Raw genomic sequence first — 25,291 nt, 5'->3', positions numbered from 1 at the left:
AGCGTGACCGATCCCGTGCCACAGCCTGTTCTGGAACCGCTGTCCTCGTCGGCCATTTTCCTGGTGGTGACTGTCGACGCGGGCGCCGAACAAGCAGTTCACGCTGCATTGCCCGACTTATCCGGCCTGGCCAAGGCCATCGGATTCCGCGACCCGGCACGGCGATTGTCGCTGGTTACGGCAATCGGTTCAGATGCCTGGGACCGGCTCTTTTCCGGGCCGCGCCCCGCTCGGCTGTGGCCGTTTCAGGAGGTGCGTGGCGAGCGACACACCGCCCCATCGACACCTGGTGACATGCTGTTCCACATCCGTGCGAGCACCATGGACCGCTGCTTCGAGCTGGCCACGCGCATCACGACCACGCTGGCGGGTGCCATCACCGTGGTGGACGAGGTACACGGCTTTCAGTACTTCGACAACCGAGACCTGCTGGGATTTGTCGACGGTACCGAGAATCCCGATGGTGACGAAGCCGCGTCGGCAGCCCTCGTCGGCGCCGAGGATGCCGACTTTGCCGCGGGCAGCTACATGCATATCCAAAAATACCTGCACAATATGGCCGCCTGGAGCGCGTTGCCGGTCGACGAGCAGGAGAAGGTGATCGGACGCACCAAGCTCGACGACATCGAATTCGATGATGCCGTCAAACCATCGAATTCGCATGTGGCCCTGAATGTCATCGAGGACGATGAGGGCAACGAACTGCAGATCCTGCGGCGCAACATGCCGTTCGGCGAGCTGGGGAAGGCCGAGTTCGGGACGTATTACATCGCCTACTCACGCACCCCGGATGTCACGGAACGCATGCTGCACAACATGTTTGTCGGGGATCCCCCAGGGAACACCGACCGCATCCTGGACTTCTCGACCGCGGTCACCGGCGGACTGTTCTTCGCGCCGTCCGCGGACTTCCTCGACGCTCCCCCACCGCCGCCCAGCCAGGTAGCCGCGAAATCCACTGAGTACCAAGGGTCCCTATCCATCGGCAGCCTGAAAGGAACGTCGGCATGAACAACCTGTATCGCGAACTCGCCCCGATCACGGACGAGGCGTGGGCGGAAATCGAAACCGAGGCCACCCGCACCTTCAAACGCCATATCGCGGGCCGCCGCGTGGTCGATGTCAGTGAGCCGGGCGGCCCCTCCAGCGCGGCCGTGAGCACCGGGCACCTGCTGGACGTGGCCGCACCCGCCGACGGCGTCCAGGCTCATCTGCGCGAGAGTAAACCACTTGTACGACTGCGCGTTCCGTTCACCATCAGCCGCTCGGCCATCGACGACGTGGAGCGAGGCTCCCAGGACTCCGACTGGGACCCGGTCAAGGTGGCGGCCAAAAAACTGGCGTTCGCTGAGGACCGCGCCATCTTCGAGGGATATCCCGCCGCCTCGATCGTCGGCATCCGTGAGTCGAGCTCAAATCCCGAACTCAAGCTCCCCGAAGATGTCCGCGAGTACCCCGACATTGTTGCGCAGGCGCTGTCGGAACTGCGTCTGGCCGGTGTCGACGGCCCGTACTCGGTGCTGCTGTCGGCTGAGGAGTACACGAAGGTCAGCGAGGCCTCCGATCGCGGCTACCCGATCCGCGAGCATCTCCGCCGGTTGGTCACCGGGGAAATCCTCTGGGCGCCGGCGATCGATGGCGCGTTCGTGCTGAGCTGCCGCGGCGGCGACTTCGATCTGCAGCTGGGCACCGATGTCACCATCGGCTACCTGTCCCATGACGCCGACAGCGTGCAGCTGTACCTACAGGAGACCTTGACTTTCCTGGCTTACACCGCCGAGGCCTCGGTCGCACTGCTGCCCTAGACGCTTCTCGCCGAATGTCGACTTTTCGAGCGGTTTACTCGCAGTTCTTAACAGAAAGTCGACATTCAGCGAGGGCAATCAGGCGGTGAGCACGGCGTCGAGCGCCGAGTAGAAAATGCCGAGCCCGTCATCGCTCGGCCCGGTCAGCGGCTCGGTCGCATGCTCTGGGTGCGGCATGAGGCCCACCACGCGGCCATTCGCCGAGGAAATCCCCGCGATATCACGCATCGACCCGTTGGGGTTCTCGCGGTAGCGGAAGACCACCCGGCCTTCGCCCTCCAACTCGTCGAGCACCTCGTCGGAGGCCACATAGCGGCCTTCACCGGACTTGAGCGGCACCAGGATGTCGGCGCCCTTGTCGTAGCGAGACGACCACGCCGTGTTGTTGGCGTCGACGCCCAGCCAGACGTCGCGGCAGACGAAATGCAAACCGGCGTTACGAGTCAAGGCGCCGGGCAGCAATCCCGCCTCGCACAGCACCTGGAAACCATTGCAGATACCCAGGATTGGCAGGCCTTGCGCGGCGGCGTCAACCACGGAACGCATCACGGGTGCGAACCGCGCGATGGCCCCTGCACGCAGGTAGTCGCCGTAGGAGAAGCCACCGGGCACGATCACCGCATCGACAGACTTCAGGTCGGCATCGTCGTGCCACAAGGAGACCGCTTCGGCACCGGAGAGCCGGGCCGCACGGGCGGCGTCGACGTCATCGAGGGTGCCGGGGAACGTGATGACACCGATGCGTGGGGTCATTCGGACTCCCGCACGATTTCCCAGTCCTCGATGACGGTGTTGGCGAGCAGCGCCTCGGCGATCGACTCGAGATCGGCGTCACCGATCTCTCCCTCGAACTCCAACTCAAAGCGCTTGCCCTGGCGCACGTCTGCCACGCCGGCATAGCCAAGGCGCGCGAGCGCACCCACAATGGCTTGTCCCTGCGGGTCCAGGATCACGGGTTTCGGCATGACGTTTACGACGACTCGGGCCACGGGCTGACTTTACCGTGTGGGCCGGGACACATCCCGCCTAGACTCCCCTCATGCAGCTGACCCACTTCGGGCATTCGTGCCTGCTGGCTGATTTTGGCGGCACCACTCTGCTGTTCGATCCCGGCAATTTCTCGCACGGATTCGAGGGCATCACCGGTCTGTCGGCCATCCTGATCACCCATCAGCATCCCGACCACGTGGATCTGGAGCGGCTGCCCGCGCTGGTCGACGCCAACCCGGGGGCCGCGCTGTACGCCGACCCGATGACGGCGGCGCAGCTGGGCGAGCCGTGGCAGGCGGTGCATGCCGGTGACAGCTTCACCGTCGCGGATCTGAGTGTGCGCGGGGTGGGCGGGCAGCACGCGGTCATCCACCCGGAGATCCCGCTCATCGACAACACCTCGTATCTGATCGGCGACGCCGACCATCCCGCGCGGCTCATGCACCCGGGCGACGCGCTCTTCACTCCCGGCGAGGAGGTCGACGTGCTGGCACTACCGGCGGCGGCGCCGTGGATGAAGGTGTCCGAGGCCATCGAATACCTGCGCGCGGTCAACCCTGCCCGGGCGGTGCCGATCCACCAGGGCATCCTGCAGGAGGCCGCATACCCGTTCTTCTACACGCGATTTCGCGAGATGTCTGACGCCGACTTCCAGGTGTTGCCGCACGAGGATGCGGTGTTGTTCTAGACCCTCCAGCGCCGAGACCGAGGTTGTGGCGGGATCGTCTCGCACATTCTCACCAAAACCTCGGTGTCGATGTGCGAGCGCTTTCGATGTGCGAGGGCTAGCCAATGTGTGAGCGCTAGCCGATGTCCTCGGCGGCGCCCCGGCCCGCTGCCCGTCCGCTGAAGATGCAGCCACCCAGGAACGTGCCCTCCAAGGCGCGATATCCGTGCACGCCGCCACCGCCGAACCCGGCGACCTCTCCGGCCGCATACAGGCCCTCAAAGCAACTTCCGTCGGCGCGTAACACCCGCGAATCCAGATCGGTCTCTAAGCCGCCCAATGTCTTTCGGGTCAAGATATGCAGCTTGACGGCAATCAGCGGACCCGCCTTGGGGTCGGTAAGGCGGTGCGGAGCCACCACTCGGACAACCCGATCGGCGAGATACCCCCGCGCGGCACGGATGGCGGCTATCTGCGGGTCCTTGCCAAACGGGTTGGCCACCTCGCGGTCGCGTGCCGTTACCTGCTGAGCGATCGTCGCGTAGTCCAGCGGGCTGACGTCCGGCAGCGCGTTCATCTTGGCTACCAGATCGGGCAGATTCGTGGCACTGACGAAGTCGATGCCCTTATCGATGAACGCCTGCACCGGCGCCGGCGCACCGGCCTTGCCACGCCGGAGCACCCCCCGCACATCTTTGCCCGTGAGGTCGGGATTCTGCTCCTGCCCCGACAGTGCGAACTCCTTGGCGATAATCCGCGCATTCAGGATGAACCACGAGTAGTCGTGCCCGCTACGACAGATGTGCTCCAACGTGCCCAGAGTGTCGAATCCGGGGAACAGTGGCGCAGGAATTCGAGATCCATTGGCGTCCAGCCAGAGTGATGATGGACCTGGAAGGATACGGATCCCGTGACCCGGCCAGACCGGGTCGTAGTTGGTGATGCCCTCGGTGTAATGCCACATGCGGTCACGGTTGATCAGGTGAGCACCTGCGCCAACCGAGATCCCGAGCATGCGCCCGTCGACATGCGCGGGTACGCCGGTCAACAGCTGATCCGGAACACGTCCCATCCGCTCGGGCCAGTTGGCCCGCACCAGGTCGTGGTTGGCCCCGATGCCACCACTGGTCACGATGACGGCTTGTGCACGGAACTCAAACTCTCCCACAGCTGTTCGCGACGAGGCGATACCCCTAGCGTCGGTGGAGGGCTCGAGCACGGTGCCTCGGACCCCCACAGCGGCACCATGTTCGACGATCAGCTCATCGACCTGGTGGCGGTAGGCGATGCGCACTTGACCGCGGTCCACAGCGGCGAGCACGCGCCGGGCGAAGATCTCCACCAGGCCGGGCCCGGTGCCCCAGGTGATATGGAATCGTGGAACCGAGTTGCCCGGCCCCAGCGCGTCCTTACCACCGCGCTCAGCCCACGCCACCACGGGAAATGTTTGTAAACCCCTGGCGCGCAGCCAGCTTCGCTTCTCGCCAGCGGCGAAGTCGACATACGCGTGCGCCCATTGACGGGGCCAATGGTCCTCCGGCCGGTCGAAGCCGGCAGTACCGAGCCAATCCTGTAGTGCCAGCTCGTGGGAGTCCTTGATGCCCAGGCGACGCTGTTCAGGACTGTTGACGAAGAACAGGCCTCCGAACGACCAGTACGCCTGACCACCCAGATTGGCGGCATTCTCCTGCTCGACGACGATGACATTCTTGCCGCGGTCCACCAACTCACAGGTCGCCACCAACCCCGCAAGACCTGCGCCGACCACGATGACATCGGAACTCGCGTCACTCACCGGTTCACCGTAGCGGGGTCGATTGATGATTAAAAGGTCCAACTACCTTGCGGTGAAAGCACAAAGCCATGTCCCACGCATCGAGGTAGCACATGCTGCATGCGGTTGAAGCGTCAGTCGAAATCCCAGTTCGAGGCGATCGGCAGGATTTCCCAGTAAGGGACTAGCAAACTGTAGCGACTAGGCCACGCTGTGCAATACCTGCTTGGGCGACCATTCGTAGACAGCAGGAACCGAGCCGTGCAGCAGCGAGAGATCAATGGCATCGATCATCGCTTGCCGCGGACCGGGCTTACGAAGGTGTTTGGCCGAGATGGCCACACGCACCACGCCGTCGCGGCGCGCGGTACGCGCGGCCGAGAGCACCAGCATCCGGCACCACCATGGCTCGGAGAGGAAACCCTCGCCGATACCCAGCACCCGAGCACGCACCGAGGTGCCATGGACCAGGTCGGTGATCTCGGAAAGCCCGATGTTCAGGCGGAAACCATTGCGCGGCAGCATTTCCACTGCTCCGGCCGAGGCCATCCAACCCGGTGCCGCGAACAGGCGCGTACGCAGGCCCGTCTGCTCCATCACGCGATCGGCAGCCATCAGACGCAGGTTGGCCTCGTGTGCGGGCAATGCGGCGAATTCATCGCGACGCTTCTTGGTGGCGGCCTGGTCGTATCCATGCAGGACGATGGCATCGCCCCGCGACCGGCGCGCAGCCAGCCAGTCGACAGTTGGCTGGTCCTCTACGAGACGGTACTTGCCCTTCAAGCGAGGAGACACGAGGAACGACAGCGGAATCGACCGCTTATCCATTTCCTCAGTAAATACAGCGATCTCGTCGAGAGTGCGATCGCAGATTCCCGACACGGATACCAGCAGCTGTCCTGCCATGCCGCCAGTGTGGCAACTTCAGATGTACGCAAGGTGTCAGACACCCCGCATCGAAAAGAACGCTCCGGCGGGCTACCCCAGCTCCTTCTCGATGGCCGCGATCACCTCAGGAGCATCCGGCACCGTCGTGGGCCGAAACCGGTTGACCACCGAACCGTCGCGCGCGATCAAGAACTTCTCGAAGTTCCACTGCACATCCCCGGCCGTGCCTTCGGAATCGGCGGTCTTGGTGAGCTCGGTGTACAGCGGGTGCCGGCTCTCGCCGTTGACATCGGTCTTCTCCAGCAGCGGAAAGCTCACCCCGTACGTGGTGGAGCAGAACGTCTGGATCTCCTCCGCGGTTCCAGGTTCCTGACCCATGAACTGGTTGCACGGCACGCCGAGCACCGTCAGGCCGCGATCGGCGTAGTCGGTGGCCAACTTTTCCAGAGCCGCGTACTGCGGGGTGAGGCCACATTTGGACGCGACATTGACGACCAGCACGGCGTTATCACCGAAATCGGCAAGTGACAGCTCTGCGCCGTCGAGTGCGGTCAACGGGATGGAGGCGAGATCGGACATGCTCACCACGTTACCGGTGTTGCGATGGTTGACTGTTCGCACATTACGCAACGTTGCGGGAGGTCATATGAGCGAGGAGGACGAGTTCTCCTCAGGTCGCAGTGCCCTGCGGATCGCCTCGGTGGCGGCGCTGGGCGGACTGCTCTTCGGGTACGACAGTGCGGTCATCAACGGCGCCGTACAGGCGATCCAGGACGAGTTCGCCATCCGGGATGCGGAGCTGGGATTCGCGGTCGCCTCCGCGCTCCTCGGGGCCGCTGTCGGTGCCATGACGGCCGGACGCGTGGCCGACAGGATCGGGCGGGTGGCAGTCATGAAGATCGCCGCCGCACTGTTTCTGCTGAGCGCGGTCGGCGCCGGGCTGTCAACCAACATCGAGTTGCTTGTCATCTTTCGCGTGATCGGTGGAGTGGGGGTGGGTGTCGCCTCGCTGATCGCACCGGCCTACATCGCCGAGACCTCCCCGTCGAACATCCGTGGCCGGTTGGGTTCTCTACAACAACTGGCGATCGTCACCGGCATCTTTCTGTCCCTCACCATTGATTGGCTGTTGGCGCACATCGCGGGTGGATCGCGCAGTGAATTGTGGTTGGGCCTACCCGCATGGCGCTGGATGTTTCTCGCGATGGCATTGCCGGCGCTCGTCTACGGCGTGCTGGCATTCACCATCCCCGAGTCACCGCGCTATCTCGTTGCCACCCATCGAATTCCCGAGGCACGCACGGTGCTGACGCGGCTGCTCGGGGAGAAGAACCTGGACATCACCATCACCCGAATCCAGGAAACTCTCGACCAGAGCACCACACCCTCGTGGCGTGATCTACGCAAGCCCACCGGTGGTCTGTACGGCATCGTGTGGGTTGGTGTGGCGCTGGCGGTATTTCAGCAGCTGGTGGGCATCAATGTGATCTTCTACTACTCGAATGTGCTGTGGCAGGCCGTCGGATTCGGCGAGAGCTCTTCGTTCACCATCACGGTTATCACCTCCATCACGAACATCGCCACCACGCTGGTGGCCATCGCGTTGATCGACCGGGTGGGCCGCAAGCCCTTGCTGCTCATCGGTTCGGCCGGGATGGCCGCGACGCTCAGCACGATGGCGATCGTGTTCAGTTCGGCCACCGTCCTAGATGGCAAACCGCACCTGGGACCCGTCGCTGGACCCGTTGCCCTAGTGGCTGCCAACCTTTTTGTCGTGGCGTTCGGGATGTCCTGGGGTCCGGTGGTGTGGGTGCTGCTCGGCGAGATCTTCCCCAACAGAATCCGGGCGGCGGCCATGGGAATCGCCACTGCCGGAAACTGGGCCGCCAACTGGCTGGTGACCGTCAGCTTCCCCGCGCTACGCGACTCGTTGGGAATCGCCTACGGCTTCTACGCGATCTGCGCGGTGTTGTCCCTGGTGTTCGTGGCGCGCTGGGTGAACGAAACCAAGGGCCGGACACTGGAAGACATGGATTCGGTCATCAGCTGAACAACTGGCCTGACCGCACCGCGGCGACCACTCCACCGTCGACCAAGAGATCGGTTCCGGTGATGTACGAGGCCTCCGTACCGAGCAGGAAGGCCGCTGCCGCGGCGATATCGTCGGATGTGCCGATCCGTCCGGTCGCCGATCCGTCGATCATGGCCTTCGTGATGGCACCGGTCTCCGAGGCTAGCTCCTGGTGGCCCATCTTGGTGGACACCACCCCCGGGCTGATCGAGTTGAGTCGAGCACCACGTGCACCCCACTGCCGGGCAAGCGCTCGCACACGAATATGGTTGGCGCGCTTGGACAGTTGGTAGGCAGCCGCGGGATACTCGATGCTCTGGACGTACGGTAGCGCGAGCAGATCCTCGGCACCGGTGCCCGCCAGTTCCCGCTCCTGTTCGGCAGAGAGTTCCATGGGCATATGGCCGGCCATGCTGGCGATCACCACACCCGCACCGCCGGAGGACACGACGTTGCCGAACTCCTCCAGTACCAGGGCGACCCCCACCAGGTCGACGGCGAGGATGGCCTGGGCCGGGGCCTGCGCCGGGGAGAGACCGGCCGTGTGCGCCACCTGGGTGACCCGCCCGAGCTCGGCGGCGACGGCGGCGAGTCCGGACACCGACGCGCGCGAGGAGACGTCGACGCGGTGCCCGATGACGTTGTGTCCATCGGCCTTCAGTTCGTCGACGACCGCCTGCAGTGTCTGCTCGTTGTAGTCCGCGATCACCAGGGTCTTACCGATGCCCTGGCGGCGGGCGATGACCTTGCCCATCCCACCAGCGCCGGTGACAACGACGACCTCGTCGGACACCCGACTACTCCTTCACGGCACCAAGAACATCGAGCACCCAGGCGAGCTGGAACGCACTTTCTTTCCAACGCTCATAGCGTCCGCTGATACCGCCGTGCCCAGCCGTCATCTCGGTGCGCATCAAGATGGGACGATCGCCTGTAGTCGTGTGCCTCAGCTCGGCGACCCACTTGGCAGGTTCGACGTACAGCACCCGCGAATCATGCAGTGAGGTCATCGCGAGAATGGTCGGATACTCGGTGGCACGGACGTTCTCGTACGGCGAGTACGACTTGATGTAGTCGTAGACATCCCTGTCTTCCAAGGGATTTCCCCACTCATCCCATTCGGTAACGGTGAGCGGCAGCGTCGGGTCACAGATGGTGGTGACCGGATCCACGAAGGGCACCTGCGCCAACACCCCGGCGAACAGCTCCGGTGCCAGGTTCACGGCGGCACCCACCAACAGACCGCCCGCGCTCCCGCCCCATGCCGCGAGCCTGTCCGGCAGCGCAATTCCAGCGTCGACGAGATGTCGTGCCGCCGCGACGAAGTCGGTGAAGCTGTGTTTCTTGTGCAGCATCTTGCCGTCTTCGTACCAGAGGCGGCCCATCTCACCGCCACCGCGCACATGGGCGATGACGAACACCACTCCCCTGTCCAGCAGCGAGAGGCGTCCGATACTGAACTGCGGGTCCTCGCACATCTCGTAGGCGCCATACCCGTAGAGGATGGTCGGCGCCGGTTCACGAGTGTCCGCGCGATGAACCACCGACAGCGGTATCCGCGTGCCGTTCTGGGCAACCGCCCACTCCCGGCGCTCCACATAGTCTTCCCGGCGGTAGCCGCCGAGAACGGGCTGCTCCTTGAGCAGGGTGCGTTCCCCGGTGCGCACGTCGAGGTCGTAGACCCGCGTCGGTGTGATGAAGGATGTGCAACCCACACGTAGCAGCGGTGAACTCCATTCCGGGTTGTCGCCCAGACCGGACAGCATGAGCTCCGAGTCGAACTCGACCTCCTGCGGCGCGCCGTAACCATCGGCCTCAATCGGCCATACCTGGATGCGCGGCAGCGCTTCTCGGCGATAGCCGATCACGAAACGCTCGGCGAAGGCCTCGACGCCATCCAGCCGCACATCGTCACGATGGGCCATCAGGGTGCGGGCCAGTGCCGGGTCGGCAGGTCCTTCGGCGACCGCGGCGAACGGTAGGTCGGCGAGCGTGAAGTTCACCGCTCCGTCGTTGTGCAGGATCAGAAGCCGATCTTCACCGCCGACCACAACGTGATCGACGGTGTATTCGATACCGGTGCGGCGCAGCCAGACTGGAGAGAAGGTAGTCGCGGGATCTTCGGCGTCACCGATCAGGATCTCGGACGTCACCGACGAGTGCACGCTGATGGCGACAAAGCGGTCACTGCGGGTACGACCTACTCCGATCCAGAAACGCTCGTCCGGCTCGGAGAACACCTCGACCGACTCCGCGCCACTACCCAACGTGTACCGGCGAATAGCGTAGGGCCGGAACGCCTCATCGATCACCGGGTAGTACAGGGTGCGACTGTCCATCGCCCAGGTGGCACCGGCGCCGATGTCGGTGATCTCGTCCGGGTACATCTGGCCGGTCCGCAGATCCTTGAACCGCAGGGTGTACATCTCGTGGCCGACGACGTCGACCGAGTAGGCCAACGTGTTCCCGTCGGGACTGACGGTCGCAGCTCCCAGGGAGAAGAAGTCGTGCCCCTCAGCTTCTACATTGCCGTCGAGCAGGATCTGCTCGCCCGGAACATCGTGATCCAGCTCCGGCGGCCTCCAGCTCTCAATTCCGACGGATTCGCCTATCGGACAACGACAATGAGTGCCGTACTGCTTACCTTCAAAACTTCGGGCGTAGTACCACCACTGTCCCATCCGAGTGGGAATCGAGAGATCCGTCTCCTTGGTGCGGGACTTGATCTCCCCGAAGATGCTGTTGCGCAGGCCTTCTAGGTGGCCAAGCTGATCATCGACGTACGCGTTCTCGGCCTCCAGATGCGCGATGACCTCTGGGCTCTCCTTCTCACGCATCCATTCGTAGGGGTCGACGAAGGTATCCCCGTGGTACTCGCGCAGGGTGTCGATGCGGTTCGCGGTGGGCGGGCGTACGGGCCCGCTCACGCCGACGGGCCGATCCAATCAGCGAAGCTCAACCCCGAGATGCGTTCATATGCCTCGATGTACCGCTCACGAGTGGCCACCGCCACCGCTTCGGGCAATGGCGGCGGCGGCGTATCCGACGCACGATCCCATCCCGATTCGGGCCCGGTGAGCCAGTTGCGCACGAACTGCTTGTCGAAGCTGTCCTGCACCACACCCGCCGTGTAATTGGCCGCGGCCCAGTACCTGGACGAGTCGGGGGTGAACACCTCGTCGGCCAGCACCAGGGTGCCTTCGACATCGACCCCGAATTCGAATTTCGTATCGGCCAAGATGATTCCCTTGTGCAGGGCGTGCGCCGCAGCCCTGGTGTAGATCTTGATGGTCTCGTCGCGCAGTTGGTTGGCGCGCACGCCGCCGACAAGGTCGACGACGGCGGCAAAATCGACATTCATATCGTGCTCGCCGATGTCGGCCTTCGTCGCCGGGGTGAACAGCGGAGGATCCAGTCGACTGGCCTCACCCAGCCCCTGTGGCAGCACGTGTCCACACACCGCACCGGTGCGCTGGTAATCCAGCAGTCCGGATCCGGTGAGGTATCCACGTGCCACACACTCCACGGGGAGCATGTCGAGCCGGCGCACCAGCAGTGCCCGACCCAGCACCTCCTCGGGGATGCGCGGATCGTCGGGTGGTCCGGCCAAATGGTTCGGCACGGTAAGCAGCCCGAAGAAGAAGACGCTCATCGCGGTGAGGATGCGCCCCTTGTCCGGTATCGGCGTATCCAGGACGAAATCGAATGCGGAAATTCGGTCGGTGGCGACGAACAACAGGTGCTCGTCGTCGACTCGGTACAGCTCACGGACCTTTCCGCTGGCCACATGCTGGTAATCGGACAGCGGAGGACGCATCGTGCCATCCTACGATTCATGCGATTCCTGCCCTACTCGACCCGACCGGGACGGTTGCTCGGCCAATTGTTCAGCGATGTAGCGGTCGCGATCTGGACCACGATCTGGGTGTTCGTCGGGCTTGCTGTGCACGCCGCGGTGTCGACGATCGCCGAGGTGGGCCGGCAGGTGAAGGACGGCGCCGACGGTATTTCTGACAACCTGAACTCCGCCGGTGACAGCGCACACCGGATTCCGTTGGTGGGTGACAAGGTGGGTGGACCGTTACGTGCGGCCAGCGAGGCGGCCGCTGATTTGGCCGGAGCCGGCCACAACCTGGATACCACCGCGACCTGGCTGGCGATCGTTTTGGCGATCGCCGTCGCCGCGCCGCCCATCCTGGCGTTCGCAGGGCCGTGGATCTTTTTGCGGATCAGGTTCTTTCGCCGCAAGCTGATCGCGGTACAGCTGGCGGCCACTCCCGCGGGCGAACAACTGCTGGCCCTGCGGGCGCTGGCCAACCGGCCGCTGAAGAAGCTGGCGGTGGTCACGCCCGATCCGGTGGCCGCCTGGCGCGCTCAGGACACCGCATCGATACGGGGTCTGGCCGCCATCGAATTGAGGGCCTCGGGTATCAGCGCACCGAAAACCTGGCGCACCACCTAGCCGCCCGTCAACGATGGCGCCTTAGGAGGCTGCGACAACCAGATGGCGGATACCGGTGTGCCGGTTACTGCGCGTCCATTCCACCGGCTCGGCCAATTGCAACGACGCAAAACGCGGCAGCAGTTCCTCGAACACCACTCGCAGCTCCAGACGAGCCAGATGCGCCCCGAGACAGAAATGCACACCCTGTCCAAAGCCTAAGTGGGGATTGGGTTTGCGCACGATGTCGAAGATGTCCGGGCGGTCGAACACCAGCGCATCCCGATTCGCCGAGCCCTCCCAGACCACCACCTTCTGGCCCGCGACAATCTGCTGCCCGCCCAACATCACGTCGGCCGTTGCCGTCCTCCGCTTGGACGGCGACGGCGAGGTCCAGCGCAGCATCTCCTCGATCGCAGTCGGAAGCAGGTCAAGATCTTCACGCAAGGAGCGGAATTCATCGGGGTTGTCCAGCAGCGCCAACAGACCACCGGCAATGGCATTGCGTGTTGTCTCGGCACCGGCACTGAACAGCAGGTAGAAGAACAAGTACAGCTCGGCGTCCGATAGCGAGGGCGCCTCCGGATCATCGACCGTCACATTGGCGACCACCGACAACATGTCGTCGGCGGGCGCCGCACGTTTCGATGCGACTAACTCCGAACCATATTGATACATACCGGAACTGGGATCACCCAGCGAACTGGTGACGTGCGAGCGCCGCGACCTGCCGAAGTCGAAACTGGGCTCCACTGCCTCGAACAGCCAGTGCCGTTCAGACTCCGGCACTCCCAGCAGGATGCAGATCATCTGCATGGGCAGCTCCGCGGCGACGTCGACGAGGAAGTCGAACGGCACGTTCGGCTGCACCGCATCCAAGAGCGCCCGGCACCGCACCCGCAAGTCATCCTCGACCCGCCGAATCATCCGTGGGGTCAGTCCGGAGCTCACCAACTTGCGGATCTGACGGTGACGCGGATCATCCATCATGTTGAGCACCTGCCCGGCGATCGGCAGATCCTGTATCAGGGTGCCGCCGTAGGGTCGGTCACCCCCGGTCACCGATGAGTACATCACCGGATCACGCAGCACCTCAAAGGTTTCCGCATAGGTGGCCACCGACCAGAAACCCTCGTTGTCGGGGGTGTTCTCGGTGGGCTCATGCCAGTACACCGGCGCCTCGTGCCGATGCCGTGCGAACAGGGCGTGCGGAAACCCACCGGCGAAGTTGTCCAGGTCGGTCAGATCTATGCCATCAAGAGCCGCGCAGCCCATGAACTACAGAATGGCACCCGGGTTGTAGGCCGCACCCTCAGGGTAGGCGTCGACAAGCGCGGAGACTTCGGCCACCACCCGATCGACCTGATCGGCGGCAGCACCGGTGAACGAGGCCCGGTCTGCCAGCGCGGCCTCCAGGGTCGCGGCGTCCAGCGGCAGACGCGAATCTTCCGCCAGCAAGCCCAGAAGGTCTGGTTCGGCGCCCTTTTCGCGCATGGCGAGCGCGGTCGCGACGGCGTGCTCCTTGATGACCTCATGGGCCTCCTCGCGTCCAACCCCAGCACGCACCGCTGCCATCAACACCTTGGTGGTCGCCAGGAACGGCAGATAGCGACGCAGCTCCCGGTCGATCACCGCCGGGTAGGCACCGAACTCGTCGAGCACCGTCAGGAAGGTCTCGATCATCCCGTCGATGGCGAAGAAGGCATCGGGCAGCGCGACACGTCGCACCACCGAGCAGAACACATCGCCTTCATTCCATTGCGCCCCAGCCAGTTCCGCAGCCATGGAGCCATACCCGCGCAGAATCACCTGCAGGCCGTTCACGCGTTCACAGCTGCGGGTGTTCATCTTGTGAGGCATCGCCGAGCTACCCACCTGCCCAGGCGCGAAGCCCTCGGTGACCAGCTCGTGCCCGGCCATCAGCCGAATGGTGTGCGCCAGTGAGGACGGGCCGGCGCCGAGCTGCACCAGCGCGGACACCACATCGTGGTCCAGCGAGCGTGGATACACCTGGCCGACGCTGGTCAATGCGGCCGAGAACCCTAGGTGCTCAGCAATACGCTTCTCCAACGCCGCCAACTTGACCACGTCCCCGTCGAACAGATCGAGCATGTCCTGCCCGGTGCCCATGGGACCCTTGATCCCACGCAGCGGATACCGGTCGAGAAGCTCACGCAACCGAGTCAGCGCGATCAACGTCTCGTCGGCCGCCGATGCGAACCGCTTGCCCAATGTGGTGGCCTGCGCGGCTACGTTGTGACTGCGTCCGGCCATCACCACGTCTCGGTACTCGACGGCGTGACGCGCGAGCCGCGCCACCACCGCGACGCCATGAGCATGGACATATTCCAGCGACCGTCGAATCTGCAGCTGCTCCACGTTCTCGGTGAGGTCGCGGCTCGTCATCCCCTTGTGGATGTGCTCGTGCCCGGCGAGGGCGTTGAACTCCTCGATACGAGCCTTGACATCGTGACGGGTGACACGCTCGCGGGCCGCGATGGAGTCCAGGTCGACATTCTCGACCACGCGCTCGTAATCCTCGATAACGCCGTCGGGAACGTCGATGCCGAGATCACGTTGTGCACGCAGCACAGCGATCCACAACTGGCGCTCCAGCAGCACCTTTGATTGCGGCGACCACAGCGCTGCCATGGCGTCGCTCGCGTACCGGGATGCCAGAACGTTAGGGATTTGCACAACCAGAGTCTATGGGGGGAAGGAAATCGACTCAGCCAGCTGTTCCACTTCCAACGGCGCAAGCACGTCGATGACATCCACCAGCATCGCCGTCGCAGTCGCCTGGGGACTACTCGCCGCCTCCGTGAGCGCGCCCACCATCGCCCCATCGACAGTCGAAATCAGCACCGCGACACGGACGTTGTCGATGGACCGACCGGACCGGCGAACCACCTGGGCCACGGCATCGTCGCGCTGTTCCCGGAGACGCTGCTGTACCTCGCGCAGTTCCGGATGGCGACTGCACGCCAGTTCGCGTTCGTACCGCGATACCAACTGTTCCCCGCCGCCGAATCCCGGCGTGCCGAACAACAGCTCCACCACCGCCTCTGCGGTGGCGGCAGCTCCGCGGCGCCGATATTGAACCAGCGACAGCCGTTCCTGGATCTGTTCCAACTCGTGGGTTCCCGCATGCTCGACAGCCCGCGCGATCAAGTCCTCCAACGAGGAGAAGTAGTAGGTGGTCGAGGCCAACGGCAGTCCAGCACGCTGCGCCACCGCCCGATGCCGCACCGCATCAATACCGTTGTCCCGCAACAGATCAGCAGCAGCACTGATCAACGCTCGCCGCCGTCGCTCCCCTTTTGGGGTGGCTTGCGGACGGTGCGCGGCATTCCCCTCGGGGAACACCTCGACCTGTTGCCTGACTGTCACGTCAAGTCATGCTGCCAGCAGAGACGCATCCCCACGGGCGTTTTGCGCTATCTCATGCAAGCAGCCGCATCAGGCCCGGCCGAGTCGCGCCAGAGCCTCCTCGATCGCATCCGGGCTTCCGGCGAAGCTCAGGCGAACGGTGTGGTGACCACGCACGGTGTCAAAGTCGATTCCGGGCGCGACGGCTACCCCCGTGCGCGCCAACAGGTCCGCACACCACTGCTCGGCATTACCGGTCAGGTGCTCAATATCGGCATACGCATAGAACGCGCCATCAGGCGGCGCGATCTTGGTAATGCCTGCGTTAGCGAGACCGTTGATGAGCAGTGTGCGGTTCGCGGCGTACCGGCGCACATGCCCGTCCAGCTCGACGCGCGCCTCGGGGCTGAACGCGGCCAGCGCACCGTACTGCGAAACAGCGGGCGGGCAGATCGTGAAGTTCGAGGACAGTCGGTCGACGGCACGCAGGAACCGGCGCGGCACCAGCATCCAGCCCAACCGCCAGCCCGTCATCGAGAAGTACTTGGACACCGAGCCCATGACTACCGATTCTCGACTGAATTCCCATGCGCTGGAGGTCTTTTGATCACCGTAGGACAGCCCGTGGTAGATCTCGTCGGAGATCAGCAGGGTGCCGTTGGCTTCACACCACAACGCGAGGGCCTCAAGCTCCGGCGCGTCGATGATGGTGCCGGTGGGGTTGGCGGGGCTGGCGACGATGAGACCGGCAGGAGGTCGACCTTCCTGCTGCAGAAACGCCTCCAGCATCGCCACCGTCGGCTGGTAACGCGTCTGCGGTCCGCAGTCGATCTCGACAACCCGACAGCCCAGTGCGGCAAGACAATTGCGGTATGCGGGGTAACCGGGCCGGGTCATCACGACGGTGTCGCCCACATCGAAGGCCGCGAGGAACAGCAGCGTGAATCCGCCCGAGGAGCCCGTGGTGACGACGACGTCCTGCGCCTCGACCTCGATACCCGAACGTTCGCGGTGGTACCCGGCGATCGCCTCACGCAGATCCGGCAGCCCGAGTGTTTCGGTGTATCCGAGCACCTGTGTGCCGAGAGCCTCTCGGACCGCGTCGAGAACCACGGCGGGAGCGCCGGTCGACGGCTGCCCGGCGGCCAGGGAGATCATGTCCCCGTGCGTGCGCTGTCGGGCGGCGGCCGCCGTCAGCACGTCCATGACATAGAACGGCGGAACGTCCGAGCGCCGCGAGAGACCTACCACGGCTGCGACGGTATCGAATGTCTGGATCTGCACGGAACCGGCATGATGTCCACATGCGTGATCTGTCCCGACGCTCCCTGTTCAAGCTCAGCGCGGCCACCGGTGCCGGCGCCGCACTGGCCGGTATGGGGGCTTTCCCTGCCCATGCCGACGGCGCCATCGCCGCGGGTTCCTTCGTCTCGGCGGCGCGCGGCGGTGTCCGCACCGAATGGCGTATCGCCCGGCCACCCGGGGTAACCGGCCCCATTCGGCCCATCATCGCGCTGCACGGCAAGGGCCAGACCGCCGCCGGAGTCATGGAGGGCGGCGTGGAGAACATGCTGGCGCAGGCCGTGTCAGCGGGCGCCAAGCCCTTCGCCCTGGTGAGCGTCGACGGTGGCGGCGGCTACTGGCACAAGCGGTCCTCGGGTGAAGACTCCGGCGCGATGGTGCTGGGCGAATTCATCCCACTGCTGGCCGAGCAGGGACTGGACACCTCGCGCGTCGCATTTCTGGGCTGGTCGATGGGCGGATACGGCGCCATGCTCTTGGGCTCACGCCTGGGCGCCGGCAGAACCGCCGCGATCACCGCCGTCAGCCCGGCGCTGTGGACATCCTCCGGTGCCGCCGCGCCCGGCGCCTTCGACGGTCCCGACGACTACGCCGCCAACTCGGTATGGGGCCTGGCCGCGCTGAACTCCATTCCGCTGCGCATCGACTGCGGTGACAGCGATCCGTTCTACAGCGCCACCAAGCAGTTCATCGCCCAGCTTCCGACACCGCCCGCGGGCGGGTTCAGCCCTGGCGGCCACGACGGCTCGTTCTGGAGCTCGCAAATCGGCGCCGAACTGGCGTGGATGTCGCCGCTGCTCACCGCGTAGAGCTGTTCTCCTACCGTTGGCTGGACCTCGACGGGTTTGCCATCCGCTGGCATTATCGATCCCGTGACCGAAATGAGCCGACGTCGCCTGCTGCAGATGGGTGCCGCGCTCGGGGCCGGTGCTGCGCTTCTTCCGACGCTCGCGGCACCCGCACGGGCCGCGGCCGATGTCACCAGCGGGTCCTTCATCTCCGAGGCCCGCAGAGGCACTCCCACCGGATGGAAGGTAGCCAGACCGCCGGGAGTCGACTGGCCCGTGCGGCCGGTGATCATGTTGCACGGCCGCGACGAGAACGCCGATCGGACCATCTACTGGGGTTACGAGCGGATGCTCGGGGATCTGGTCGCCGCGGGGGCGCCGCCCTTCGCGGTCGCCGCGATCGACGGGGGCAACAGCTACTGGCATCCGCATCAGAACGGCGATGACCCCGGGGCGATGATCATCGACGAGTTCCTGCCGATGCTCGCCGAGCAGGAGGGACTCGACGTCTCCCGGGTGGCCTTCATGGGCTGGTCTGCGGGCGGCTACGGTGCGCTGCTCAACGGCGCCCGTCTGGGCGGACCCCGAACCGCAGCCGTCGCCGCGGTGTCCCCGTCGATATGGCTGTCCTACCCCGAGGCCACCGCTGACGCCTTTGACAACGAGGAGAACTGGGAAGAGAACTCGGTTTCCGGCCGGCCCCAGCTCAACGGGCTACCGGTGTGGGTGTCGTCCGGCTATGACGACAGGTTCTACACGGCCAGTAAGGTTTTCGCCGAGCAGCTGGCGGCGCCCCCGGCCGGAGACTTCGGTCCTGGCGCACACGAGGGCGGGTACTGGCTGTCGCAGGTCCCCCTCGCACTGGGCTGGATCGCACCAATCCTGGCGGCCTAGAGCCCCGGATTCGGAGGGATCTCGAAGGTCGTCGAGGGCTCCTTGGGCTCCTGAACGCAGCTCATCGTCCACCAATTGGCAATCGACCCCGACCGGCGACCTTCGCACTGGCGTACTTGTTCCTGTCTGATGGCTTCGAAGTCACGGGTTATGTCACAGGAGCGAGCCGCCGACTGATGCGCGAATTCGTAGCCGAGAACCAACGCGTCGATCGAAAGGAGTCCGTCACGGCGGGCGAGCTTGTCGGCAAGCACGATGTCGTTCTCTGCCATGCCACGGATGTCCGCCTCCAGAGTCAGTCCGTGGTCGGCGTGATCGTCCGGCATCAGCGTCCGTAAAGACTCCGCCTCACGCCGCAATGCCTTGCTGAACGCCGAGGCAGCGGGGCCGACCCGCGGGTCCTCCCATGACCACGCGCGATTTCTTGTCAATCTCGAGAAATCGTCGTACTCGGATTCGGCGCGCTCCCCCACGGCTAGGACGGCAGTACACAACGACAGCTCGTGGACGTCCGGAGCCGGCACCGCCTGCGATCGGTTCGACCGCCAGCTGAGCATCAGCAGCGCGATCGCAACGAATGCCAGCGCCACCGCTCCCAGCGCAAACCACCTGCGACGTCCCACCAATCCCCCTTGCCATCCCCTAGAGGCTGATACGCCCTTCGGCGGCAGCCAATCCGATGTCACTACGGAAGTGACTGCCGGGCAGGCGAATCGCTTCGATCTTCGCGTAGGCGTCGGCACGTGCAGCCTGCAGGTCCTTGCCGGTGCCGACGACGGAGAGCACCCGTCCGCCCGAGGACACGACGGCGCCGTCCTCCCGGCGGGCCGTCCCAGCGTGCAAGACACCCTCGGCCTCAGAGCCGGTGATCACATCGCCTGTGCGCGGACGCAGCGGATAGTTCTCGGCGGCCAGCACCACGGTCACGGCACTGCCGTCCTGCCAGCGCAGCGGACCGAAGTCTGGGAGAGTCCCGGTCGCGGCGGCATTCAGCAGCTGCCCCAGCGGCGATTCCAGTAGCGCCAACACCGCCTGGGTCTCGGGATCGCCGAAGCGGCAATTGAATTCGACGACCGAGGGGCCGTTCGAGGTGATCGCCAGGCCGGCGTACAGCACGCCAGAGAACCGGCTGCCGCGCTTAACAAGCTCAGCGGCAACGGGTTTGAGTACGGTGTCAACAATTTCAGCGACAGTCTCATCGGGCAGCCAGGGCAGCGGACTGTAGGCACCCATGCCACCGGTGTTCGGACCGGTGTCGCCGTCGCCGACCCGCTTGTGGTCCTGTGCGGGCAGCAGTGGCACCACAGTCTCGCCGTCAACGATGCACAGCAGCGAAACCTCGGGCCCGTCCAGGAAGGACTCCAGCAGCACCGGATGTCCGTCGTCGAGCAGACTGGCGGCATGGGCGCGAGCCGCGGCACGATCGGCGGTGACCACCACACCCTTACCCGCGGCCAGCCCGTCATCCTTGACCACCCAGGCCGGCTCGCTCGCGAACCGGTCCAGTGCGGCGTCCAGATGCGCTGGGTTGTCAACGATCTCACTGCGCGCAGTGCGTACGCCCGCGGCGGTCATGACGTCCTTGGCGAAGGCCTTGGAACCCTCGATGCGAGCGGCGTCCGCCGAGGGACCGAAGCACGCGATACCCGCCGCGCGAACAGCATCGCCAACGCCCAGCACCAATGGCACCTCGGGGCCGATGACGACGAGGTCGATGTTGAGCTTGGCGGCCAACGCCACAACCTCGGCACCGGAGCTGATGTCGACGGCATGCTGTTCGGCCACCGTTGAGGTCCCCGCATTGCCCGGGGCCACCGCCAGGTAGTCCACGTGCGGGTCACGCTTCAGGGCGATCAACAAAGCGTGTTCACGGCCACCGGACCCAATGACAAGGACGCGCATGCCCCAGACCCTATCGGCTCGGGTATGCCTGGCTATGCATCCGGGCGGTATCCCCGCAGTAGCTTGGCGAGCAACTCGTCCCTGCCCGCGACGAGCTCCGGGTAGGGACGCAGGGTCTTCACCAGCGCCTCCCCGTCGAACATGTCGGTGATCATGAAGACCAACGTCACCAGGTCCGTGTCGGACAACTGGTCGGTTCCTGGCACCGAGCGTGCCAGCGTGACCATCTGAGCGCCGTACTCGGCGACCGCTACCTGCAAGGTCTCCCGCAGCTGCGTGTCGGTGCGCGCGGCCACCATGAGTTCGTAGAGCACGGCGTTGATGGGCTCCTCTTTGAGCGAGCGCATCACCGCCATCACGTCCTCGAATTCGGTGAGCCGGTCGCCCGCCTCATCGAACTGCGCGCGCACGGTGGCCAGCTGCCGGCGCAGCGTCTCACGCGCCACCGCGGCCATGAACTCGCCGACGGTCGGGAAATGCCGGAACAGCGCCCCGTAGGAGAGCCCGGCACGCTTCGCGATCCGCTGCACGGAGGCACGCGAATATCCCAGCTCAGCGATGGTGCCGATACCGGAATCGAGCAGCCTGGCGATCGTGGATTCACGGCGCTCGGCCTGGGTGGGACTCACGGGTGCACACTAGAGGAATGCAACACAAATGTGGCGCCCATCACTAACATTGTGATTGGTTGCCATCTTTTTTAGACTCGCCGTAACACCCAACGAAGGGCAGCCCCCATGAGCGACTACGACCTGATCATTCGCGATGGCCTCTGGTTCGACGGCACCAACTCCGAACCCCGTAGGGCCAACCTCGGCATCAAGGAGGGGCGGGTTGCCACCGTCTCCACCACCCCGCTCGACGAGACCGATTGCCCCGAGGTGATCGATGCAGGCGGCAAGTGGGTTCTACCCGGGTTCGTCGATATGCACACCCACTACGACGCCGAGGTGCTGCTCAACCCCGGCCTCGACGAATCGGTGCGCCACGGCGTCACCACACTCGTGTTGGGCTGCTGTTCCATGTCGACCGTCTATGCCAAGCCCGACGACGCCGCCGACCTATTCAGCCGTGTGGAGGCAGTGCCGCGCAAGCATGTGATCGGAGCACTCAACGAGTTCCAGGACTGGACCGATCCGGAAAGCTACGTCAAGAAGATCGACGCGCTGCCGCTCGGCCCGAATGTGACCTCGTTCCTTGGGCATTCAGATCTACGCACCGCTGTCATGGGATTGGGCCGCGCTACCAACAACTGGTCTTTCCCCACCCGCACGGAACTCGACCGCATGGCTGACATGCTCGAGAAGGCACTCGATGCCGGCATGCTGGGGATGTCGGGAATGGACGCCCCGATCGACAAGCTCGATGGCGACCGCTACCGCTCGCGCGCGCTGCCGTCGACCTACGCGTGGTGGCATGAGCGGTGGCGCCTCATCAACGTGCTACGCAAGCGCGATCGCATCCTGCAGAGCGCCCCGAACATCAACAATCCGGCCACCGCGGTGCTGTTCTTCCTGTCCACGGGAACACGTTTCTTCAAGCGCCGCAAGGCTGTTCCGGTCAGCCTGCTGGTCGCGGCCGACTCCAAGAGCATCAAGGGCGCCAACGTGTTCTTCAGCGCCGCAGCCCGAATCGGCAACAAGATCTTCAAGTCCAACGTCAAGTTCCAGCACCTGCCCGTGCCGTTCACGCTGTACTCCGACGGCATCGATCTGCCGGTGTTCGAGGAGTTCGGTGCGGGCACCGCCGCCTTGCACATCAAGGAGCAGCTCGAGCGCAACAAGCTGATGGCCGACAAGGAGTATCGCCGCAAATTCCGACGCGAGTTCGCCATCAAGAAGCACAAGCCAGGACTGTGGCACAAAGACTTCCACGACGCCGTCATCGTGGAATGCCCCGACGCCTCGCTGATCGGCAAGACCTTCGGTCAGATCGGTGACGAGCGCGGAATCGAGGGACTGGATGCATTCCTGGACGTCCTGGTCGAGAACGGCGAGAAGAACGTCCGCTGGACGACGACCGTCGGCAACCACCGCCCCAAGGTGCTCGACGAGATGGCCAAGGACCCCAACTTCCAGATGGGCTTCTCCGATGCCGGTGCGCACCTGCGCAATATGGCGTTCTACAACTTCCACCTGCGCTTCCTCAAGCGCATGAACGACGCACAGAAGGCCGGGAAACCCGTCTTGTCCCTTGGCCACACGGTGCATCGACTCACCGGCGAACTGGCCGACTGGTTCGGGTTGGACGCCGGGCACCTGCGTGAGGGCGACCGCGCCGATTTCGTCATCATCGATCCGGAGAAGCTGGACGGCAGCGTCGATGCCTACAACGAGGCGCAGGCTCCGTTCTTCGACAACCTGTCCCGCATGGTGAACCGCAATGACGAGACCGTGATAGCCACCGCGGTCGGCGGCAAGGTGGTGTTCCGTCTCGGTGAGTTCATCGAAGGGTACGGGCACGATCTGCAGACCGGCCGGTATCTGAAGGCCGGTGAGAAACTCGCGGTCCGATGAGCGCGGCGACACGCCTGTCGACGTTCACCAATGACGGGCTGACCTTCGACGTCATCGACGAGGGCCCACTCGACGGACCGGTGATCGTTGCGCTGCACGGTTTTCCCGAGCGCGCAGACAGCTGGAGCGGTGTCATCCCGATCCTCACCGCTGCCGGGTTTCGGGTGCTGGCCCCGGACCAGCGGGGCTACTCCCCCGGTGCCCGCCCCAAAGGCATACGGAATTACACACTCGACAAGCTAGCCGGCGACATCCTGGCACTTGCCGATCAGGCCAAAGTACCGAAATTCCATGTGCTGGGACATGACTGGGGCGCTGCGGTCGCCTGGGAACTAGCCGGCCAGCATACCGACCGCGTGATCACCGCATCGATTCTGTCGGTGCCACATCCGCGGGCATTTCTCGCCGCGTTGCCGAGCGGACAGATTCTGAAGTCGTGGTACATGCTCTTCTTCCAGATTCCATGGCTGCCGGAACGACAGACCACAAGGAACGGCCTACTCGTGCGCAAGTTGGCACGAGATATGAGGATCAGCGACGCCAAGATCCAGGAAACACTGGAATTGGCACGCGAGCCGGGCGCCGCCACCGCGACCATCAATTGGTACCGCGCTATGCGGTATGCCAAGCCGTCCGGTCCTGGGCAAGTCCAGATCCCCACTTTGTATGTGTGGAGCACCGACGATGCGGCACTGGGCCGCAGGGCCGCCCAAAACACCGCCAAATACGTCGACGGGCCGTATCGGTTCGAGGTGTTCGATGGTGTCTCCCACTGGATCGCAGCGGAACGGCCAAGCGAAACTGCGGCTTTAGTGCTGGAACACATTACGGCGCATACACATCGGGCCGCGGGGTTATAGGTCCACCACAATCCGGGCGCCCGCCGATGTCGCCCGGGAAACGCAGACCAACATGTGCCCCGCCGCACGCTGTTGCTCGGTGAGGGTCGTATCGCGATGCTCTACCCCACCGGACAGCACACGCTGTATGCACGTCCCGCAGAACCCCTGTTGGCAGGAATACCCGATGTCGGGCCGCGCGACCCGCAATGCGGCCAGCACCGTCTGCTGCGGTGCGACGGCCAGTACGTCTCCGGAACGTGCCAGCTCCACCTCGAACGCCATACCGTCAGCGACAGGTAGCGGCGAGAATCGCTCGGTGTGTAACTCGACGCCCAGCGGGATTGCTCGACTCACCGACTGCGCCATCGGTAGCGGACCGCACACATAGACAGCCGTTCGCTCATCGGAACCATCGAGAAGCTCACCGGCACAGGGCAATCCGCCCTGATCATCGGTGCGCACCCGCACCTTGTCTCCGAACGCAAGCAATTCCTCCACAAACGGCAAGCTGCCTCGATGCCGACCGGTGTAACACAAGGTCCAGGGCACACCCAGCTGCTCGGCCACCCGGATCATCGGCAAGATCGGCGTGATACCGATGCCCCCGGCGATGAAGTGCAGACTTCTGGCGCGCGACGACACTCCGGGCAACGCCAGCATGAAGGCATTGCGGGGACCGCTGATGTCGATTCGATGATCTGCGGCCAGCCCGTGCATTTCCACGGAACCACCGCCTCCATTCTCGATGCGGCGCACTGTGATTCGATACTCGCGCGGTTGCAGTGGATCACCACATAGGGAGTACTGGCGTGTTCGCCCCGACGGCAGGTGGACGTCGATGTGCGCCCCCGGATGCCAACTCGGCAACGGTTCGTCATCATCGGCTACAAGCGTCAGCTGCACAACATCCGAATCACCGGCGAGCACCCTACGATCCGCCACTCGTACTGTTCGTCGGTTTGTGACGCAAGGAAGCTCCGGCAGTTCACAATCGCCGCCAAGACGCATAACCAACGACACAAAGTGCGGAACTGCCGCACCC

25 protein-coding genes are annotated in these 25,291 nt (G+C 64.5%); 9 read left to right on the top strand and 16 right to left on the bottom strand.

Going from position 1 to position 25,291, the window contains the following annotated elements:
• Nucleotides 1-3: 3 nt before the first annotated feature.
• Nucleotides 4-1,011 (top strand): Dyp-type peroxidase, encoded by a 1,008-nt coding sequence (locus tag MSTE_RS03310; RefSeq protein ID WP_096498970.1) that lies wholly within the window; start codon nucleotides 4-6, stop codon nucleotides 1,009-1,011.
• Nucleotides 1,008-1,805: a family 1 encapsulin nanocompartment shell protein gene (locus MSTE_RS03305; protein WP_030094209.1), complete on the top strand. Its 798-nt coding sequence runs from the start codon at nucleotides 1,008-1,010 to the stop codon at nucleotides 1,803-1,805. Before MSTE_RS03310 ends, MSTE_RS03305 begins: the two co-directional genes overlap by 4 nt.
• Nucleotides 1,806-1,883: 78 nt before the next feature.
• Here MSTE_RS03305 and purQ read toward each other — a convergent pair whose 3' ends face one another.
• Complete coding sequence (gene purQ / locus MSTE_RS03300) at nucleotides 1,884-2,558, bottom strand: phosphoribosylformylglycinamidine synthase subunit PurQ (RefSeq protein ID WP_096498968.1); 675 nt, start codon at nucleotides 2,556-2,558, stop codon at nucleotides 1,884-1,886.
• On the bottom strand, nucleotides 2,555-2,794 hold the full coding sequence (purS, locus tag MSTE_RS03295) for a phosphoribosylformylglycinamidine synthase subunit PurS (RefSeq protein ID WP_096498966.1): 240 nt from the start codon (nucleotides 2,792-2,794) through the stop codon (nucleotides 2,555-2,557). Before purS ends, purQ begins: the two co-directional genes overlap by 4 nt.
• A gap of 50 nt (nucleotides 2,795-2,844) precedes the next feature.
• Between purS and MSTE_RS03290 the strand changes: the two genes are divergently transcribed.
• The gene (locus MSTE_RS03290) at nucleotides 2,845-3,483 is read left to right on the top strand and encodes an MBL fold metallo-hydrolase (RefSeq protein ID WP_096498964.1); all 639 of its coding nucleotides are present in this window, start codon (nucleotides 2,845-2,847) and stop codon (nucleotides 3,481-3,483) included.
• A gap of 115 nt (nucleotides 3,484-3,598) precedes the next feature.
• Here MSTE_RS03290 and MSTE_RS03285 read toward each other — a convergent pair whose 3' ends face one another.
• From MSTE_RS03285 to MSTE_RS03275, 3 genes are all read right to left on the bottom strand, one after another.
• On the bottom strand, nucleotides 3,599-5,257 hold the full coding sequence (locus MSTE_RS03285; RefSeq protein WP_096498962.1) for an FAD-binding dehydrogenase: 1,659 nt from the start codon (nucleotides 5,255-5,257) through the stop codon (nucleotides 3,599-3,601).
• A gap of 180 nt (nucleotides 5,258-5,437) precedes the next feature.
• Nucleotides 5,438-6,142, bottom strand: coding sequence for a DUF2334 domain-containing protein (locus tag MSTE_RS03280; protein WP_096498960.1), 705 nt, complete (start codon nucleotides 6,140-6,142; stop codon nucleotides 5,438-5,440).
• Between the two features lie 72 nt (nucleotides 6,143-6,214).
• Complete coding sequence (locus MSTE_RS03275; RefSeq protein WP_096505379.1) at nucleotides 6,215-6,703, bottom strand: glutathione peroxidase; 489 nt, start codon at nucleotides 6,701-6,703, stop codon at nucleotides 6,215-6,217.
• A 67-nt stretch (nucleotides 6,704-6,770) separates the two neighbouring features.
• On the opposite strand from MSTE_RS03275, the gene MSTE_RS03270 reads away from it, so the two are divergent.
• Complete coding sequence (locus MSTE_RS03270; protein ID WP_096498958.1) at nucleotides 6,771-8,174, top strand: sugar porter family MFS transporter; 1,404 nt, start codon at nucleotides 6,771-6,773, stop codon at nucleotides 8,172-8,174.
• Here MSTE_RS03270 and MSTE_RS03265 read toward each other — a convergent pair.
• The 3 genes from MSTE_RS03265 to MSTE_RS03255 are packed head-to-tail and all read right to left on the bottom strand — an operon-like array spanning nucleotide 8,167 to nucleotide 12,012.
• A complete protein-coding gene (locus MSTE_RS03265; RefSeq protein WP_096498955.1) occupies nucleotides 8,167-8,988 on the bottom strand; it encodes an SDR family oxidoreductase in 822 nt (273 codons plus the stop codon). The two genes, MSTE_RS03270 and MSTE_RS03265, sit on opposite strands and share 8 nt — an antisense overlap.
• 4 nt (nucleotides 8,989-8,992) lie before the next feature.
• Nucleotides 8,993-11,122 carry a S9 family peptidase gene (locus tag MSTE_RS03260; RefSeq protein ID WP_096505377.1) on the bottom strand — a complete coding sequence of 710 codons (2,130 nt, stop codon included), beginning with the start codon at nucleotides 11,120-11,122 and terminating at the stop codon, nucleotides 8,993-8,995.
• Nucleotides 11,119-12,012, bottom strand: coding sequence for a phosphoribosylaminoimidazolesuccinocarboxamide synthase (locus tag MSTE_RS03255; RefSeq protein WP_096498953.1), 894 nt, complete (start codon nucleotides 12,010-12,012; stop codon nucleotides 11,119-11,121). Before MSTE_RS03255 ends, MSTE_RS03260 begins: the two co-directional genes overlap by 4 nt.
• A gap of 18 nt (nucleotides 12,013-12,030) precedes the next feature.
• Between MSTE_RS03255 and MSTE_RS03250 the strand changes: the two genes are divergently transcribed.
• A complete protein-coding gene (locus tag MSTE_RS03250) occupies nucleotides 12,031-12,657 on the top strand; it encodes a hypothetical protein (RefSeq protein ID WP_096505375.1) in 627 nt (208 codons plus the stop codon).
• A 21-nt stretch (nucleotides 12,658-12,678) separates the two neighbouring features.
• Here the strand turns inward: MSTE_RS03250 and MSTE_RS03245 are convergent, their stop codons facing one another.
• The 4 genes from MSTE_RS03245 to MSTE_RS03230 all read right to left on the bottom strand — a co-directional run bounded on the left by MSTE_RS03245 (nucleotide 12,679) and on the right by MSTE_RS03230 (nucleotide 17,211).
• Entirely contained in the window at nucleotides 12,679-13,911 is a 1,233-nt protein-coding gene (locus MSTE_RS03245; protein ID WP_096498951.1) for a cytochrome P450, read from the bottom strand.
• Nucleotides 13,912-13,914: 3 nt separating this feature from the next.
• Nucleotides 13,915-15,333 (bottom strand): adenylosuccinate lyase, encoded by a 1,419-nt coding sequence (gene purB / locus MSTE_RS03240; protein WP_096498949.1) that lies wholly within the window; start codon nucleotides 15,331-15,333, stop codon nucleotides 13,915-13,917.
• 9 nt (nucleotides 15,334-15,342) lie between these two features.
• The gene (locus MSTE_RS03235) at nucleotides 15,343-16,026 is read right to left on the bottom strand and encodes a TetR/AcrR family transcriptional regulator (protein WP_096498947.1); all 684 of its coding nucleotides are present in this window, start codon (nucleotides 16,024-16,026) and stop codon (nucleotides 15,343-15,345) included.
• Between the two features lie 69 nt (nucleotides 16,027-16,095).
• A complete protein-coding gene (locus MSTE_RS03230; RefSeq protein WP_231897062.1) occupies nucleotides 16,096-17,211 on the bottom strand; it encodes a pyridoxal phosphate-dependent aminotransferase in 1,116 nt (371 codons plus the stop codon).
• Nucleotides 17,212-17,309: 98 nt separating this feature from the next.
• Between MSTE_RS03230 and MSTE_RS03225 the strand changes: the two genes are divergently transcribed.
• Together MSTE_RS03225 and MSTE_RS03220 are read left to right on the top strand one after the other, a co-directional pair.
• The gene (locus tag MSTE_RS03225) at nucleotides 17,310-18,116 is read left to right on the top strand and encodes an alpha/beta hydrolase (protein ID WP_096498945.1); all 807 of its coding nucleotides are present in this window, start codon (nucleotides 17,310-17,312) and stop codon (nucleotides 18,114-18,116) included.
• Nucleotides 18,117-18,179: 63 nt separating this feature from the next.
• On the top strand, nucleotides 18,180-18,989 hold the full coding sequence (locus MSTE_RS03220; RefSeq protein ID WP_162291357.1) for an alpha/beta hydrolase: 810 nt from the start codon (nucleotides 18,180-18,182) through the stop codon (nucleotides 18,987-18,989).
• Here MSTE_RS03220 and MSTE_RS03215 read toward each other — a convergent pair.
• From MSTE_RS03215 to MSTE_RS03205, 3 genes are read right to left on the bottom strand one after another with little or no spacing between them, the layout of a single operon-like run.
• A complete protein-coding gene (locus MSTE_RS03215) occupies nucleotides 18,986-19,612 on the bottom strand; it encodes a hypothetical protein (protein ID WP_157997617.1) in 627 nt (208 codons plus the stop codon). The two genes, MSTE_RS03220 and MSTE_RS03215, sit on opposite strands and share 4 nt — an antisense overlap.
• 19 nt (nucleotides 19,613-19,631) lie before the next feature.
• Nucleotides 19,632-20,891 carry a phosphoribosylamine--glycine ligase gene (purD, locus tag MSTE_RS03210; protein WP_096498941.1) on the bottom strand — a complete coding sequence of 420 codons (1,260 nt, stop codon included), beginning with the start codon at nucleotides 20,889-20,891 and terminating at the stop codon, nucleotides 19,632-19,634.
• 32 nt (nucleotides 20,892-20,923) lie between these two features.
• Nucleotides 20,924-21,520 carry a TetR/AcrR family transcriptional regulator gene (locus tag MSTE_RS03205; RefSeq protein WP_096498939.1) on the bottom strand — a complete coding sequence of 199 codons (597 nt, stop codon included), beginning with the start codon at nucleotides 21,518-21,520 and terminating at the stop codon, nucleotides 20,924-20,926.
• A 108-nt stretch (nucleotides 21,521-21,628) separates the two neighbouring features.
• On the opposite strand from MSTE_RS03205, the gene MSTE_RS03200 reads away from it, so the two are divergent.
• Nucleotides 21,629-23,407 (top strand): N-acyl-D-amino-acid deacylase family protein, encoded by a 1,779-nt coding sequence (locus tag MSTE_RS03200; protein ID WP_096498937.1) that lies wholly within the window; start codon nucleotides 21,629-21,631, stop codon nucleotides 23,405-23,407.
• Entirely contained in the window at nucleotides 23,404-24,267 is an 864-nt protein-coding gene (locus tag MSTE_RS03195; protein WP_096498935.1) for an alpha/beta fold hydrolase, read from the top strand. Before MSTE_RS03200 ends, MSTE_RS03195 begins: the two co-directional genes overlap by 4 nt.
• On the opposite strand, the gene MSTE_RS03190 is transcribed toward MSTE_RS03195, so the two are convergent.
• Nucleotides 24,262-25,191, bottom strand: coding sequence for a PDR/VanB family oxidoreductase (locus tag MSTE_RS03190; RefSeq protein ID WP_231896976.1), 930 nt, complete (start codon nucleotides 25,189-25,191; stop codon nucleotides 24,262-24,264). The two genes, MSTE_RS03195 and MSTE_RS03190, sit on opposite strands and share 6 nt — an antisense overlap.
• Between the last annotated feature and the right edge of the window lie 100 nt (nucleotides 25,192-25,291).

Source organism: [Mycobacterium] stephanolepidis (genome assembly GCF_002356335.1).
GTDB classification, from domain to species: domain Bacteria; phylum Actinomycetota; class Actinomycetes; order Mycobacteriales; family Mycobacteriaceae; genus Mycobacterium; species Mycobacterium stephanolepidis.
This window is presented reverse-complemented; position numbering and strand designations above follow the sequence as displayed.

Excerpts from the sequence above, each read along its gene's own strand:
- MSTE_RS03225 (WP_096498945.1), top strand. The coding sequence starts at position 17,310 with ATGCGTGATCTGTCCCGACGCTCCCTGTTCAAGCTCAGCGCGGCCACC.
- MSTE_RS03290 (WP_096498964.1), top strand. The coding sequence starts at position 2,845 with ATGCAGCTGACCCACTTCGGGCATTCGTGCCTGCTGGCTGATTTTGGC.
- MSTE_RS03245 (WP_096498951.1), bottom strand. The coding sequence starts at position 13,911 with ATGGGCTGCGCGGCTCTTGATGGCATAGATCTGACCGACCTGGACAAC.
- MSTE_RS03230 (WP_231897062.1), bottom strand. The coding sequence starts at position 17,211 with ATGGACGTGCTGACGGCGGCCGCCGCCCGACAGCGCACGCACGGGGAC.
- MSTE_RS03195 (WP_096498935.1), top strand. The coding sequence starts at position 23,404 with ATGAGCGCGGCGACACGCCTGTCGACGTTCACCAATGACGGGCTGACC.
- MSTE_RS03255 (WP_096498953.1), bottom strand. The coding sequence starts at position 12,012 with ATGCGTCCTCCGCTGTCCGATTACCAGCATGTGGCCAGCGGAAAGGTC.
- purD (WP_096498941.1), bottom strand. The coding sequence starts at position 20,891 with ATGCGCGTCCTTGTCATTGGGTCCGGTGGCCGTGAACACGCTTTGTTG.
- MSTE_RS03270 (WP_096498958.1), top strand. The coding sequence starts at position 6,771 with ATGAGCGAGGAGGACGAGTTCTCCTCAGGTCGCAGTGCCCTGCGGATC.
- MSTE_RS03250 (WP_096505375.1), top strand. The coding sequence starts at position 12,031 with ATGCGATTCCTGCCCTACTCGACCCGACCGGGACGGTTGCTCGGCCAA.
- MSTE_RS03275 (WP_096505379.1), bottom strand. The coding sequence starts at position 6,703 with ATGTCCGATCTCGCCTCCATCCCGTTGACCGCACTCGACGGCGCAGAG.
- purQ (WP_096498968.1), bottom strand. The coding sequence starts at position 2,558 with ATGACCCCACGCATCGGTGTCATCACGTTCCCCGGCACCCTCGATGAC.
- MSTE_RS03200 (WP_096498937.1), top strand. The coding sequence starts at position 21,629 with ATGAGCGACTACGACCTGATCATTCGCGATGGCCTCTGGTTCGACGGC.
- MSTE_RS03305 (WP_030094209.1), top strand. The coding sequence starts at position 1,008 with ATGAACAACCTGTATCGCGAACTCGCCCCGATCACGGACGAGGCGTGG.
- MSTE_RS03280 (WP_096498960.1), bottom strand. The coding sequence starts at position 6,142 with ATGGCAGGACAGCTGCTGGTATCCGTGTCGGGAATCTGCGATCGCACT.